General features: G+C 38.2%; 14 protein-coding genes and 1 tRNA gene. 14 read left to right on the forward strand and 1 reads right to left on the reverse strand.

The window, feature by feature from the left end; genetic code table 11:
* The first annotated feature begins 330 nt into the window (after positions 1-330).
* From BKP57_RS18000 to BKP57_RS18055, 12 genes are all read left to right on the forward strand, one after another.
* Positions 331-1,293 (forward strand): nucleoside recognition domain-containing protein, encoded by a 963-nt coding sequence (locus BKP57_RS18000; protein WP_050352342.1) that lies wholly within the window; start codon positions 331-333, stop codon positions 1,291-1,293.
* Positions 1,268-1,903 carry a pyrophosphatase PpaX gene (ppaX, locus tag BKP57_RS18005; RefSeq protein WP_072742098.1) on the forward strand — a complete coding sequence of 212 codons (636 nt, stop codon included), beginning with the start codon at positions 1,268-1,270 and terminating at the stop codon, positions 1,901-1,903. Before BKP57_RS18000 ends, ppaX begins: the two co-directional genes overlap by 26 nt.
* A gap of 3 nt (positions 1,904-1,906) precedes the next feature.
* The gene (locus BKP57_RS18010; protein WP_050352344.1) at positions 1,907-2,428 is read left to right on the forward strand and encodes an acyltransferase; all 522 of its coding nucleotides are present in this window, start codon (positions 1,907-1,909) and stop codon (positions 2,426-2,428) included.
* Between the two features lie 5 nt (positions 2,429-2,433).
* Complete coding sequence (locus BKP57_RS18015) at positions 2,434-2,973, forward strand: glycerol-3-phosphate responsive antiterminator (protein WP_072742472.1); 540 nt, start codon at positions 2,434-2,436, stop codon at positions 2,971-2,973.
* A gap of 270 nt (positions 2,974-3,243) precedes the next feature.
* Positions 3,244-4,914 (forward strand): glycerol-3-phosphate dehydrogenase/oxidase, encoded by a 1,671-nt coding sequence (locus tag BKP57_RS18020; protein ID WP_072742099.1) that lies wholly within the window; start codon positions 3,244-3,246, stop codon positions 4,912-4,914.
* 384 nt (positions 4,915-5,298) lie between these two features.
* Complete coding sequence (locus BKP57_RS18025) at positions 5,299-6,291, forward strand: tetratricopeptide repeat protein (RefSeq protein WP_050352346.1); 993 nt, start codon at positions 5,299-5,301, stop codon at positions 6,289-6,291.
* A gap of 57 nt (positions 6,292-6,348) precedes the next feature.
* Positions 6,349-7,338 carry a thioredoxin-disulfide reductase gene (gene trxB, locus BKP57_RS18030; protein ID WP_072742100.1) on the forward strand — a complete coding sequence of 330 codons (990 nt, stop codon included), beginning with the start codon at positions 6,349-6,351 and terminating at the stop codon, positions 7,336-7,338.
* Between the two features lie 1,047 nt (positions 7,339-8,385).
* On the forward strand, positions 8,386-8,847 hold the full coding sequence (locus tag BKP57_RS18035) for an 8-oxo-dGTP diphosphatase (RefSeq protein ID WP_232231229.1): 462 nt from the start codon (positions 8,386-8,388) through the stop codon (positions 8,845-8,847).
* 245 nt (positions 8,848-9,092) lie between these two features.
* Positions 9,093-9,974, forward strand: coding sequence for an RNase adapter RapZ (rapZ, locus tag BKP57_RS18040; protein ID WP_050352349.1), 882 nt, complete (start codon positions 9,093-9,095; stop codon positions 9,972-9,974).
* 2 nt (positions 9,975-9,976) lie between these two features.
* On the forward strand, positions 9,977-10,936 hold the full coding sequence (locus BKP57_RS18045) for a gluconeogenesis factor YvcK family protein (RefSeq protein ID WP_072742101.1): 960 nt from the start codon (positions 9,977-9,979) through the stop codon (positions 10,934-10,936).
* A 286-nt stretch (positions 10,937-11,222) separates the two neighbouring features.
* The gene (gene whiA / locus BKP57_RS18050) at positions 11,223-12,167 is read left to right on the forward strand and encodes a DNA-binding protein WhiA (protein WP_050352351.1); all 945 of its coding nucleotides are present in this window, start codon (positions 11,223-11,225) and stop codon (positions 12,165-12,167) included.
* 392 nt (positions 12,168-12,559) lie between these two features.
* Complete coding sequence (locus BKP57_RS18055; RefSeq protein ID WP_050352352.1) at positions 12,560-12,814, forward strand: HPr family phosphocarrier protein; 255 nt, start codon at positions 12,560-12,562, stop codon at positions 12,812-12,814.
* Positions 12,815-12,856: 42 nt separating this feature from the next.
* Here BKP57_RS18055 and clpP read toward each other — a convergent pair whose 3' ends face one another.
* On the reverse strand, positions 12,857-13,444 hold the full coding sequence (clpP, locus tag BKP57_RS18060; protein WP_050352353.1) for an ATP-dependent Clp endopeptidase proteolytic subunit ClpP: 588 nt from the start codon (positions 13,442-13,444) through the stop codon (positions 12,857-12,859).
* A gap of 221 nt (positions 13,445-13,665) precedes the next feature.
* Here clpP and BKP57_RS18065 point away from each other — a divergent pair.
* A tRNA-Arg gene (locus tag BKP57_RS18065) sits at positions 13,666-13,738 on the forward strand.
* A gap of 157 nt (positions 13,739-13,895) precedes the next feature.
* The gene (locus BKP57_RS18070) at positions 13,896-14,936 is read left to right on the forward strand and encodes a tyrosine-type recombinase/integrase (protein ID WP_083547324.1); all 1,041 of its coding nucleotides are present in this window, start codon (positions 13,896-13,898) and stop codon (positions 14,934-14,936) included.
* Positions 14,937-15,006 lie beyond the last annotated feature (70 nt).

Genomic DNA, 15,006 nt, shown 5'->3' on the forward strand with positions numbered 1-15,006 from the left:
TCTGGTAAGATTTCCTCTTCAAGGGCGAAAGGTGATATAAAGACCTACTTAGGAGATGACGGCACTTAAATGCCTGATTGATTAATTGGGTCTGCAAGAAATTGAACGCAAGAGGGAGCGAAAAGCAGAACAAGCGTTTTCTCATTTTTAAGGGCGCTTAAAATGTTAGTCTTTTTTTCCATGGGGACGGGGTTGAAGACTCGCGTTCAAATTTCTAGAAAAAGGTCGCTGTAGATATGATTATTGTAATATATATGTAGATTGGGATATACGGGGAGTGCGTATTATCGAGATACATTTTCGAATTAATGCCAGAGGAGAGAGGGTATAATGAAGGGAACCGTACAACGAGGGCTCAAACAAGGGTTTTTAACGACTTGGACATTAGGGAAGGTCATCTTTCCGATTACGTTAATTGTAACTATCTTACAGTTCACACCAATACTTCCTTGGGTTATAGAAAAATTAACCCCATTAATGGGATTGTTTGGCTTGTCCGGAGAAGCAGCCGTTCCATTAGTGTTAGGAAATGCTTTAAACTTATATGCAGGTATAGCGGCAATTGTTTCTTTTGAATTTACGGTAAAAGAAGTTTTTATCATGGCGATCATGCTATCATTTTCACATAATTTGTTTATTGAATCCGCAGTTGCTTCCAGAGTTGGCGTAAGCTGGTGGCTTATTTCTGGAATTCGAGTTGCTCTAGCGCTGATTGCAGGAACGGTAATTAATCTAGTATGGAATGGCGGAGCTGAGCAAGCGGTATATGGATTTATTTCCAATTCTGATCCCGCTTTAAATGGATGGATAGAAATCGCTGTACATGGATTGCAAACAGCTGCTATTGCTATACTTCAATTAGCATTTATTGTCATACCACTGATGGTTATCATGCAATTTTTACGGGAAATGGGCTGGCTGACAAAGCTTTCCAAAGGATTTGCCCCATTTACACGAGCTCTAGGTATGAAGGAAAATACTTCCATGACGATGGTTGCCGGATTAACTATTGGTTTAGCTTATGGAGCTGGCGTTATGATCCAAGCTGTAAAGGAAGATGGGGTGGAGAAGAAGGATATGATGCTCGCACTTATCTTTCTTGTTTCTTGTCATGCGGTGGTAGAAGATACATTGGTATTTATTCCACTTGGCATCCCAGTTTGGCCATTATTAATTATTCGCTTAGCTACAGCTATAATATTAACGATGATCATAGCATTTATTTGGAATAGACTAGAGAAGGACAAAAGAAAGGAACCAGCAACAAATGAGCATTCGTACAATACTTTTTGATTTGGATGGAACACTAATTGATACAAACGAGTTAATTATTGCGTCGTTTTTTCATACATTTGGGCAATATAATTATCAGTTTACTCGAGAAGAAATTATTGAATTTAATGGTCCGCCTTTATTGGATACGTTTAAGGCAATTGATGCAGAAAAAGCAGAGCGCATGGTGCAAACGTATCGAGCCCATAATATGAAGGAACATGATAACTATGTAAAGGCATTTCCTTTTGTAGAAGAAACATTGAAACAGTTAAAGCAAAACGGAATGAAGCTTGGAGTCGTTACAACTAAAATGCGTCAAGGCGTGAAAAAGGGACTGGCAACAACTGATTTGGAGCCATATTTTGATACTGTTATTACGTTGGATGATGTGAAACATCCAAAACCACACGCAGAACCAGTAATGAAAGCAATGGATAAGTTAGCGGCTGATGCGGCTACGACATTAATGGTAGGTGACAATTCACATGACCTGGAGGCAGGGAAAAACGCCGGTGTGCAAACTGCCGGTGTAGCATGGTCCTTTAAAGGGAAAGAGCGCTTAATGCAATATAAGCCTACGTACATGCTGGAAGATATGCGTGATCTTTTAACAATTACAGGAGTGTAATCCATGCGAAGAACCAAGCGTTATCCTGTTCAACATACCAATTCCTTATGGCAAATTTATAAAACTATTTCGTTTTGGAAAGTTGTCCGCAATTTTATCGTTATTCAACTGGCTAGGTATACCCCATTTTTACCCGTTAAAAATTGGCTTTATCGCCGCTGCCTAGCGATGAAAATTGGTAGACACACTGCATTTGCTCTCATGGTAATGCCAGACATTATGTTTCCTGAGAAAATAACGGTGGGGGAAAATTGTGTCATCGGTTATAATACGACGATTCTAGCTCATGAATACTTAATTACAGAATATCGGATCGGTGAGGTTACTATTGGTGATGAAGTGATGGTTGGAGCAAATACAACTATTTTACCTGGGGTGCATATTGGAAATGGAGCGATTGTATCAGCTGGTACATTGGTCCATAAAGATGTGCCTGAAGGGGCATTTGTTGGTGGGAACCCGATGCGAATCATCCATACAAAGGAAGAGAGGAATGACAAAACGAAACAGGACGAAAGCAGGTGAGCGGTTTGCAAGTGCCGACTGGTATATTACCAGCCATACGCAAGATGAAGGACTTTGATAAAGCTTTAGAAACAGGATATCCGACGATTGTCATTTTAGAAACACGTTTATCGCAGATCAAGAGTCTCGTTTCATACACAAAAAAATCAAATAAGAACATTTTAATTCACTTTGACCTAATTCAAGGTTTGAAGTCAGATGATTACGGGATGGAATATGTGCTTCGGGAAATTAAACCGGATGGGATTTTATCCACAAGAGCAAATGTAATTCGTATGGCTAAAAAGCATGGTCTGCTCGCTATCCAACGGATGTTTTTATTAGATAGTTTGGCATTAGAACAAAACTTGAAATTGATTGAAAATGCGCAGCCAGACTGCATTGAAGTGTTACCAGGGTTAATGCCGACAATGATTCAGCATATTAATGAGCAAACAAATCTACCGGTTATTGCTGGAGGTCTCATAAAAACGATTGATCAAGTAAGGGAAGCCTTAGAGGCAGGAGCTGTTGCAATTTCGACATCTAATACGGATCTTTGGTGAATCGGATAAACAAAACATTGTCGATGATCTTGCATGTATGGTATACTAAAATTAAGTTAATAGATGGACGGAGATATGGAGAAGCCGCAAAGCAGCTAATATATAGTATATTAGTCTGTTTTGTGGCTTTCTTTTTTACGCAATTGCTTTAGATAAGCATTCTCGTTACCATCTGCAGAATTATATTTTCGTCCTACTTCATACATGAGTATCCTCTAAAAAGGGTATGGATATGTATAAACAATAGTCGACAATGGGGAGTGAATGTTCATGAGTACTTTTTCAAGTTTTCACCGTCAGGATAAATTAACAAATATGGAAAATAAGCCACTGGATTTATTAGTAATCGGTGGGGGTATTACGGGATCAGGCATTGCTTTGGACGCTGTCATGAGAGGAATGAATACAGGCTTAGTTGAGATGCAGGACTTTGCAGCAGGTACGTCCAGTCGCTCAACTAAACTCGTTCACGGCGGTCTTCGCTACTTAAAGCAAATGGAAGTAAAAATGGTGGCAGAAGTTGGACGGGAGCGAGCAGTCGTATACGAAAATGGCCCCCATGTAACAACTCCAGAGTGGATGATGCTTCCATTTCATAAGGGTGGGACATTTGGTCCGTTTACCACTAATATTGGCTTATGTGTATATGATTTATTAGCCGGAGTCAAAAAATCAGAACGGCGAAAAATGTTAAATAAGGAAGAGGCACTGGCAAAAGAGCCGTTAATTAAACAAGATGGCTTAAAAGGTGCAGGTTATTACGTAGAATATAAAACAGACGATGCCCGTCTTACCATTGAAGTACTAAAAAAGGCAGTACAAAAAGGGGTTCATGCAGTAAATTATGCAAAGGCTATTGATTTTATATACGACCAAAACCAGCAAGTAACAGGTGCTGTAATAGAAGATCAAATTCATGGAAAGCACTATAAAGTGTATGCAAAAAAAATAATTAATGCTGGTGGTCCTTGGGTAGATGAGCTAAGAGAAATAGACGGATCGAAACAAGGAAAAGCACTACACCTCACGAAAGGTGTACATCTTGTATTTTCGAAAAAAGTCTTTCCATTACAACAAGCAATTTATTTCGATAGCCCGGATGGACGGATGATTTTTGCTATACCACGGGAAAATGTGACATATGTAGGAACAACCGATACGAGTTATAAAGGAGATATCGCAAATCCAACGATGACGGTCGCTGATCGTGATTATATTTTGGATGCGATTCACTATATGTTCCCATCATTAAATATTACCGCAGATCATGTTGAATCAAGCTGGGCTGGATTACGTCCATTAATTGCGGAAGAAGGCACAGACAATCCGAGTGAAATATCACGGAAGGATGAAATATTTATCTCTGACTCGGGGCTGATATCGATGGCGGGTGGAAAGCTGACAGGTTATCGCAAAATGGCGGAAGAAGCAGTAGATACAGTTGCCAAACGGTTAAAAGAGGAGGATGGCATTTTATACTCTAAATCAGATACCGTGCACCTGCCAATCTCAGGAGGAGAAGTTGGCGGTTCCAAGGGCTTTGCGAAATTTATAGTTCGAAAAACTGATGAAGCAATAGCTGAAGGAATGGATGAAGCAACTGCAAAACGCCTGATTCATCGATACGGAGCGAACTTTGATCAAATCTTGGAATTTTATCGAAACAAACAACAGGAAGCAAGTGATGAAGGTATGGATCGCTGTCTATTTGCCGAACTTATATATGCCATGGAGTACGAGTCCGCATACAAGCCAGTAGATTTCTTCATTAGACGGACAGGTTCGTTGTTTTTTGAAATCGACTGGGTGAGAGCACATCAAGAGAAAGTGATTGCATATATGGCTAAAGAATTAGAGTGGACAGAGGAGCAAACAGAAGAATATACCAATGAGTTAAACACGGCGATCGCTGAGGCTGTCCATCCACAAGCAAATAATTAACCACTTTACGGGACATCTGGTATATGCTGGATGTCCTTTGCTATATGTCTAAGAAAAGTGTCGGCTCACATAATCTTGCATAGAATTGGCAATAGCCTTGCCTTTCAACCTTAGAAGGTGAAATCCAGCAAGGGCTAAGTGAAGATTCAACTGTAAGTCAAATATCCGAATCTGCTCAGAGGTCTTTTGGTCACAACTTTTGTACTAGCAATTAACGGAAATATAAGTACTCCCGCTTTATAAAGATTCAATTTGGGATGTTTCGGCAGGTTTTTATGCGCATTACTGAACGTATATCCTCTTATTCCCTGTTGCGCTACTATATCAAACCGGTAATAAATATGATATACTTTGATCGTATGTTTACAGACTAGGGGGATATTCATGCAACAAGTTACAAGTAAATCCAATGAAAGACAAACCAACGTTCTCCCTTTTATTCCTGAAGGTGATTTTTATTTCACAAAGGGTATAGAAGCTTTTCAAAAAAGGAAATTTGATATTGCGGTGAAGTGGCTAAAAAAGGCAATTGATCACAAACCCGATGAGGCGTTATATCAATGCCAGCTATCGATTATATATACAGAAATTGGTGCATATCATGCTGCCAATGACGTTTTAATGCATGTGCTAAAGATTTCGGAGAATGTGGATTGTTATTATTTATTAGCGAATAATTTTGCTCATCTCGGTTTATTAAATGATGCGAAAAAATATGCTAATCTTTATATACAAAAGGATCCAGATGGTGAATTTAAAGAAGAAGTTCTCCATCTATTAGAATTAATCGATATTGAAGAAGAAGATGCGGACGAAGAGTTAGAGGAAGAAGATGAGCTGCTTATTTATCAGGAAACGGTTTTTTATCATATGGAGCATTATGAATGGGAAAAGGCCATCCATATTTTAGAGGAGATGCTCGTATTATTTCCAGAGCATCCGAATTCGAAACATGATTATACGCAAGCACTCTTTTTTTTAGGTCGTGAGCAACAAGCGCTTGCTATGGAACTGGAAGAAATACAATCGAATCCGGATTCACTATATGGACGCAGTAATTTAGCTTTATTTTATTACTATTTAGGCAAGGAAAAGGAATATAATTTCTATATAGAGCCATTACTAAAGGTATATCCGATTCATGAGCAACAAAAGCTGCGTATTGCTATAACAATGGCTCGAACGGGAAAGTTTGTCGAAGCGGCAAGACGATTTAAAATGTTAGCCAAAGAAAAGGTGAGCGGTCATTTGTCATATTTTCGCTTTTATGCATTAACTGCATACCATAATGATGAGCATGAAAAAGCGATTTCCATTTGGAAGGAAGGATGTAAAAGACATCCTGAATTAATCAGAGAAACAACGCCTTGGAACTAGGATTGTAGCGTCTGAGCATAATAATAGACGAATGATGTTTCGTTTATTAAGCTTAATATGGCTGAATTATTTACAAGAAAAGAGGCGAATAGAATGTCTGATATAAAAATGTACGATGTAATTATTGCAGGAGCAGGCCCAGCCGGAATGACTGCGGCTGTTTATGCCTCTCGAGCTAACTTAGCAACATTAATGATTGAACGTGGTATACCTGGCGGTCAGATGGCAAATACAGAAGACGTTGAAAACTACCCGGGATATGATCATATTCTTGGTCCAGATCTATCCAATAAAATGTTTGAACATGCAAAAAAATTCGGTGCTGAATACGCTTATGGCGATATTAAAGAAGTTGTCGACCATGGTGAATATAAAACGGTTGTTGCAGGACAAAAAGAATATCATACTAGAGCGCTAATCATAACTACTGGCGCGCAATATAAAAAACTCGGCATTCCTGGAGAAGAAGAGCTTAGCGGTCGCGGTGTTTCCTATTGTGCTGTTTGTGATGGCGCATTTTTCAAAGATAAAAATCTGGTCGTGATTGGCGGCGGAGATTCTGCTGTGGAAGAAGGTATTTACTTGACTCGTTTTGCTAACAAAGTAACAATTGTTCATCGTCGCGATCAATTACGAGCACAACGCATTCTTCAAGACCGAGCATTTGAAAATGATAAAATTGATTTTATCTGGGATACTGTGGTAGAAAAAATTAATGAAGGTGCTGGAAAAGTAGGCAGTGTCACATTGAAAAACAATAACACAGGCGAAACGTACGACCATGAAATTGATGGTGTTTTCGTCTATATCGGTATGGTACCGTTAAGTGAACCTTTTCAGTCGTTGGGGATTACCAATAAGGAAGGCTATATTCCTACAAATGAAAATATGGAAACAAAGATACCTGGTATATTTGCTGCCGGCGATATTCGAGAAAAAACATTACGTCAAATTGTAACAGCTACTGGGGACGGCAGCATTGCAGCAGAGCAAGCAATTAAATATGTTGAAGATTTAATGGAAGAGTTAAAAACAACACACTCATAGGACTCTACGTCTTCTCTTTGAAGAGGTTGTTCAAAAAGTGCACTAAAAAATGACAGTTCGAATTTCTTCGTTTTTAGCAAAGGGTTATCCTTTTCCTGCGTGAGAATGGGTTTCGAGGAAGTATATATATGTATTGTGCATGGGATTTGCTACTAAAACCGCCTATGTCCTGTGGCGGGCGGAGAAGTCAGGACATCTTTGTACAAGCGCGCTGAAAACTTCGCCGCTCGAACTCAATTGCTCATGTGCTAGTGTCAGCGCTTGAACAGGATAAGAAAAGGCGACAACAGCAATACATGCACGCAGAAAAAGTGTTTTTCTTTTTCAAGGACGCCTGAGACCTTAGCCGACCTCTTTTGCCCCCTTTTTGAACACGCACTTTAAGAAAAATTTACGTTGAGTCATTGCTTTTTAATCACGTTGTAATATTAACGCAACATTCGTGGGGTATAATGTAAACTAACTAATTGACCCCCTTTTAATAGATAGATTAGTTATTTGGCACAGATGAGAGCATCTGTGCTATTTTTTGTTTTGAACAAGTCATTTCTGTTCATGCATACGACGATGTGTATTGCGTCGCATGACAGCAGTTATTGACGTCGACTTATCTAGAGGCATCACATTTTCTGGGGAATTGTACCTTTTGATGCAACAACGATTTGGTCGGAAGTCATACGAATTCAAGCTTTTTTATCATTCAAACAGATGTTAATATGTCTGTCACAAGTGCTCTTTTAAAATTTAGATAAATAAAGATATAACTATGAAATATAAACTATATGAGCAGCACTAAAACATTTCCCCCTCCAATTGAAAGGAAGTTTTTGAATTTTGTATCGTTTCAACTTAAAAGAGAGTATCTGCATCAAAAAGAAGCTACTTATTAAAAAGTATTAAAGAGAAAGACTTGAAAACATATTGAATAGAGCTTTTTCAATTATGATAAACAAAGTCATGAATAGGGAAGTTTCATTTTCACTATAAAACTAGTATAATTGGAATGGTAGTGAAAGTTTTTATTTAGTTTCGGTTCATTTAGAGGTGATGGAAATGCAACAAGTAGCTAATTGCATAGTAATAGATCAAGAACAAATTTTAGTTTTAAAAAAACCGAAGCATGGCTGGTATGCAATACCTGGAGGGAAAATGGAGTTTGGCGAAACCATAAAAGAAGCGGTCGTCAGGGAATATAAAGAAGAAACAAATTTAACCATTCAGGATCCTAAGCTAGCAGGAGTGTTTACGTTTACTATTATAGAAGGCGAGCGACGGATCGAAGAATGGATGATGTATACATTTACCTGTAAAAGCTATCGTGGCGAACTTGCTGAATTTTGTAGAGAGGGAGAACTGGAATGGGTTCCCATCAATCACGTGCAGCACTTACCAATGGCTGAAGGGGATCGGCTGATTTATAAGCAAATCTTTGAGAATGAACATGTGGTATCTGGAGCTTTTGCTTATACACCAACAGATAAATTGATCGAGTATCGAATGGATTATTAACATGATTTAATTTGTTAACAGATAAAGCTTTGGAGCGGTAATGCTGGCCTTCCTTTTGCTTTCTATGGATAAAATAAAATGAAAAGCCGTACTGAATGAGTTCCACTTTATCCGTCGTATCATAAGTTAATAACTGAATAAGCATTATAAATCTTTAAATTCCTATGCGTTCAAATGGATTAAACAACAGGAATCTTTTTATAATCATTTTAACAGGAAGCGAATGAGAGAGGGAGACAAATCATATGAGTGAAAATCAGGAAACAAAATTAGTCATTATCACTGGAATGTCAGGTGCCGGTAAAACAGTTGCTGTGCAAAGTTTTGAAGATTTAGGGTACTATTGCGTAGATAATCTTCCTCCAACATTATTACCAAAATTTATTGATCTCATGAAGGATTCAACAAACAATATTCAGCGCGTGGCCCTCGTTATGGATTTACGTGCCAGAGAATTTTTTGATTCTCTATTTGAAGCATTAGACGTTTTAGCGGATGAAGAATGGCTGGACGAACATGTTCTGTTTTTAGATGCAAAAGATGAAAAGCTTGTCAGTAGATATAAAGAAACAAGACGTTCTCATCCGCTTGCTGTGGGAGGATTGCCGCTTAATGGAATACGCCAAGAAAGAGAAATATTGGATGAGCTAAGAGGAAGAGCACAAAGGATTATTGACACAACGAATTTAAAACCGAAAGAGCTTCGTGAAAAGATTGTTCAAACATATTCAGAAGAAGACCAAGAAGTATTTTCTGTGCATATGGTTTCATTTGGTTTTAAATATGGTTTACCGATTGATGCTGATCTTGTATTCGATGTTCGTTTTCTCCCAAATCCTCATTATGTAACCAATTTACAACCGTTAACAGGCTTAAACAAAGACGTATCTTCTTATGTGTTTCGATGGACTGATACACAAAAATTTATGGCAAAAGTACTTGATTTGCTGCAATTTATGCTTCCGCAATACAAAAAAGAAGGTAAGTCACAGTTGGTAGTAGCTATTGGTTGTACTGGTGGGCAACACCGTTCTGTAGCACTGGCTGAATATTTTGCTAAGGAACTGCAAAAAGGTTATATCACGCACGTCACTCATCGTGATATTGACAAAAGAAAGGGACATTAATGATGAATCAGGAAAAACTCCCGAACGTAGTAGTTGTTGGAGGTGGGACTGGGATGCCCGTTCTCCTTCGTGGTCTAAAGGATCTTCCAATTGATTTGACGGCATTAGTTACGGTTGCTGATGACGGAGGAAGTACGGGCAGAATACGTAATGAGATGGAAATTCCGGCGCCAGGAGATATTCGTAATGTAATTGCTGCTTTGTCTGACGCAGAACCGATGCTGATTGAATTATTTCAGCATCGATTTGATGTCTGCAATGGATTATCTGGTCATTCGTTGGGTAATTTATTATTAGCGGCAATGACTTCGATCACTGGCAATTTTAATATGGGGATTAGAGAAATATCCCGTGTCTTAAATGTCAAAGGGAAAATTTATCCAATTTCTAATGAAAATATGTCTCTTCATGCAGAAATGGAGGATGGGACAATTGTATCTGGAGAGTCAAATATCCCTTTAGCGAATAAAAAAATAAAGCGCGTATTTTTAAGTCCGCAGCCAGTAGAACCATTGCCAAATGCAGTCCGTGCTTTAAATCGTGCGGATTTAATCGTTATTGCACCAGGGAGTTTATATACAAGTATCATGCCGACAATTATCATGCCGCAAATTGTAGAGGCAATTAAAGATGCAAAAGGGCAGATTGTGTACGTGTGTAATGTGATGACTCAGGAAGGCGAAACGACGGGTTATACAGCAGCAGATCACGTCCAAGCTATTTGTGATCATATTGGTGATGCAAGCATTGATGCAATTGTTGTACATAATGAACCCATAGAGAAAGCGATACGTGAGGTTTATGCAGAAGAAAATGCTACCCCGGTTGTATATGATACACAACGATTAATTGATATGGGTCTACAGATCATCGAAGGAGATATCATTGACCCCACACAGCCTACGTTAAGACATGATAATAATAAGATTGCTTCATTGCTCTATTCACTGTTAAAAAAATGACTATACAGGACTTTAACATCATGGTGGATGAGAAACCAATGCAGGAAGAGACATTCTGTTTAGCAATAAACAGTACATTGTCTTGTATACCATGATGTTTCTTTAGACTCTTCACCGTTATCCCGAATCTAAGGTGCTGCGAGGACCCTAAGTAGATAAAAAAATATGAGTTTGGGGGAGCGGTGCCTAAGTTGGTCGGGAATGAAAGATAACTTCCGGTGATTGAAGTTTTCACTTTATAGCTGTTGTTTGACGCCCACTTATATGTAGAAGGGAGGGGATAAGTATGTCCTTTGCTTCCGAAATAAAAAAAGAGTTAACAGCAATGGAAATAGCGGATTGCTGTAAATATGCTGAACTAGCTGCATTAGTTCGGATGAATGGAGCTATCTCTTTATCCAGGCAAAAATATACGTTAGATGTACAGACGGAAAATGCTGCTATTGCGAGAAGAATTTATACGTTAATTAAAGCCATTTATGATATAAGAGTAGAATTATTAGTAAGAAGGAAAATGAAGTTGAAAAAAAATAATGTGTATATTGTTCGCTTAAATGAAGGGGTAAAACCCATATTGGTAGATCTGCATATTTTGCAGGAGCCAATGACATTTACTAGAACTATTTCGGAGACATTTATGCATAAGTCTTGCTGTAAGAAAGCTTACTTACGAGGAGCTTTTCTTGCAGGTGGATCAATTAACAATCCAGAAACCTCTTCTTATCATCTGGAAATTTTTAATTTTTATGAAGAACATAACGATTCCTTGTGTGACCTGCTTAATCAATTTGAATTGCGAGCCCGTAAATTAGCACGCAAAAACGGTTATATTGTTTATATAAAAGAAGCAGAAAAAATTACGGAATTCTTAGGTATTATTGGTGCTCATAACGCTTTGTTCAAATTTGAAGATGTTCGTATTGTCCGAGACATGCGTAATTCGGTTAACCGAATCGTTAACTGTGAAACGGCAAACCTAAACAAAACAATTGGAGCAGCATTCCGACAAATTGAAAATATCCAGTTTATTGAGCGTACAGTTGGACTAGATCAACTTCCTGAAAAATTAAGGGAAATTGCAATTCTTCGCGTAAAACATCAAGAAGTATCTTTAAAAGAATTGGGAGAATTAGTTGAGAGCGGTAAAATATCGAAATCTGGTGTAAATCACCGACTGAAGAAAATTGATGCCTTCGCAGAAAAAATTAAAAATGGCGAGTTTGTACCATAAGCTTTGCTTGTAAAATATACCATGATATAATAAATATAAAATGATTTCGATTAGATAAAAACGTTTTTTAGCAGGCAAAAGAGGCTGGGGTGTAACTAAACGGTTAACAATAAAGGCAAATAACCCACTTCTTAGCTTCGGAAATATGCGGTAGACAAAGCAGAAGGAAAGGATAATGGCGAGACCTCACTCCGTATGTTAGCACGAGAGGGGCTCGCTAGCCGCTCTCTGAAAGTGAAGTATATTTCTGGAGAGGTTATTTGCACTATCTACTATCTGTAAATAGTTCAGGATTTTAATAAAAATACTTTTTCCAGACCTCATTATGAACTTTGAATGTAGAAATAAAATGATTGGTGACAGCGCTTTCGCGTATGGGGAGGATGAGATAGTTGGTTGAGCGACTGATTAAGGTAAAGCTGCCAGCGGGTTTACAGGCAAGACCGGCAGCTGAATTTGTTCAAGAAGCAAATCGTTTTACGTCTCATGTTTTTATCGAAAAAAACGGAAAAAAAGTAAATGCAAAAAGTATTATGGGATTAATGAGTATAGCTGTAACGAAGGGGGAAGAGATTACACTTATTGCTGACGGAACAGATGAGGAAACAGCGATTGAAAGATTAACGAAATTTGTTTCAGAAACATAGAAAACCGCCCTCTTCTGAAAAAGGGCGGTTTTCTATGCGAAATTATTCGGGTTTACGTTCTAAGACTTTATCTATTAAACCATAATCCACGGACTTCTCCGCTGTCATAAAGTTGTCACGGTCTGTATCACGTTCAATTACTTCAATTGGTTGTCCTGTGCGCTCAGCAAGAATTTGGTTGATTTTTTCACGCATTTGAATGATTCTGCGAGCATGGATTTCAATGTCTGCAGCCTGCCCCTGTGTCCCGCCTAATGGCTGGTGAATCATTACTTCACTGTTTGGCAGTGCATAACGTTTACCCTTTGCTCCTGCAGTTAGGAGAAATGCTCCCATAGAAGCTGCCATACCTGTACAGATGGTCGATACATCTGGCTTAATAAATTGCATGGTATCATAGATTGCCATGCCTGCAGTGATTGATCCACCTGGGGAATTGATATATAATGAAATATCCTTTTCTGGATCCTCTGCTTCTAAAAACAATAATTGTGCTACGATAGAGTTTGCAACGTTATCGTCAATCGCACTTCCTAGCATAATGATTCGATCTTTAAGTAAACGTGAGTAAATGTCATAGGCGCGTTCACCGCGGTTGGTTTGTTCAATTACTGTTGGTATTAAATTCATAACAATCATCCTCCTCTATCTATTCGTATATCCAAGATATCGATATATTTATCATAACTAATAGGTCAAAAAAGGTCAAACAAAAAACATTGAGATTTTGACAAATACACTTCCATTTATTCCCCTTTCTTGTGAAAATAAACGTATAAAAGAAAAAAGGTCTTGTCTTATCAAAGAATAAACGTTATAATACTCTATGTGTCTTCTTTTGAAAATGATATGCGCCCGTAGCTCAGGGGATAGAGCAACGGTTTCCGGTACCGTGAGTCGGGGGTTCAAATCCCTCCGGGCGTGCTAAAATGCCGTCATGGTGCGGTTTATACACGCATTTCAGACGGAAAGCTTATCGGAAGGTCTTACGGTTTCCGGTAGGGTAAATTCGAAATTTATATGACGTATTTAGGCGTCTCTTTTGTTACTTTTTACGAAGTAATGAAAGGGGCGTTTTTTGTTGTCTGAACGTAAAGGAAAGTCGATTGTACGAAAAAGGGGCGTCAAACCAAAAGTTGACCGATCCACTGATGAAATATTCTCGGACAAGTCGCTCAATTTATCGTTAAATGACGCATTAGAATATTTCGTTGCATTTAAAAAGACGGAGGGAGTGCGTAAACGGACTGTAAGCGATTATTACGACTTATTCGGGTATTTTGATGAATGGTTAAGCGAAAAACACCCGGAAGTTGTATCGGTAAATGACTGTACTCCGGCGTTAATTCGTGAATACATTATTTACCTATCCGAAGAAAAAGAAAATAAGAGAGTTGGCGGATTCGGTTTGTCGCCTTATACGATAAATATTAGGTTGCGGTTCTTGAAAGTGTTTTTTAATGTTCTTACAGCAGAGGAAATATGCAATAAGAATCCTATGTTAAATATAAAATTGCTAAGAGTTGATGAGGATACGTTCACGCCTTTAAGTGATGACGAGATAAAGAAGTTACTTGATGCACCAGATGTGAGGGAGTATGCACAGTTTCGAGATTTGGTTTGCATGATGGTTATGTTAGATTGCGGTATTCGATCAAAAGAGATATTCAACCTTGAAATAAAAGACGTTGATTTTAAACAACGGGCTATATATTTACCAGCTAGCAAAAGTAAGAACAGAAAGCCGAGAATATTACCTTTATCAAACCAAGTTTTAAGAGCGCTGATGGAACTTATTTCGGAAGTAAAAGCAAACTTTGATACAGAATACGTTTTTGTTTCAAACTTTGGGGAGCGTTACCAAGAAAACAGTTTTAGGCGAAGGATTTTCATTTACAAAAATAAAGCAAACATAGAAAAAAGAGTAACTCCACATATGTTAAGGCATCAATTTTGTAGAAATTATATTTTAAACGGTGGAGATATTTTCACCTTACAAAGGATTGCTGGACATGCAGAAATCTCAACGACAAGAAAATACATCCAAATGACGGATGAAGATATTAAAAAACAGCATGCAATGTTCAGTCCAGTTGCGAGATTAAGGCATAGGAACAAATAAAAAACACACAAAAAAAAAGCGCACCAGACGGATGTCTGATACACTACTCGACTAAAATCAGTGTATCGCA

The sequence above is a fragment of the Virgibacillus sp. 6R genome (assembly GCF_001895305.1).
GTDB classification, from domain to species: Bacteria; Bacillota; Bacilli; order Bacillales; family Amphibacillaceae; genus Virgibacillus; species Virgibacillus pantothenticus.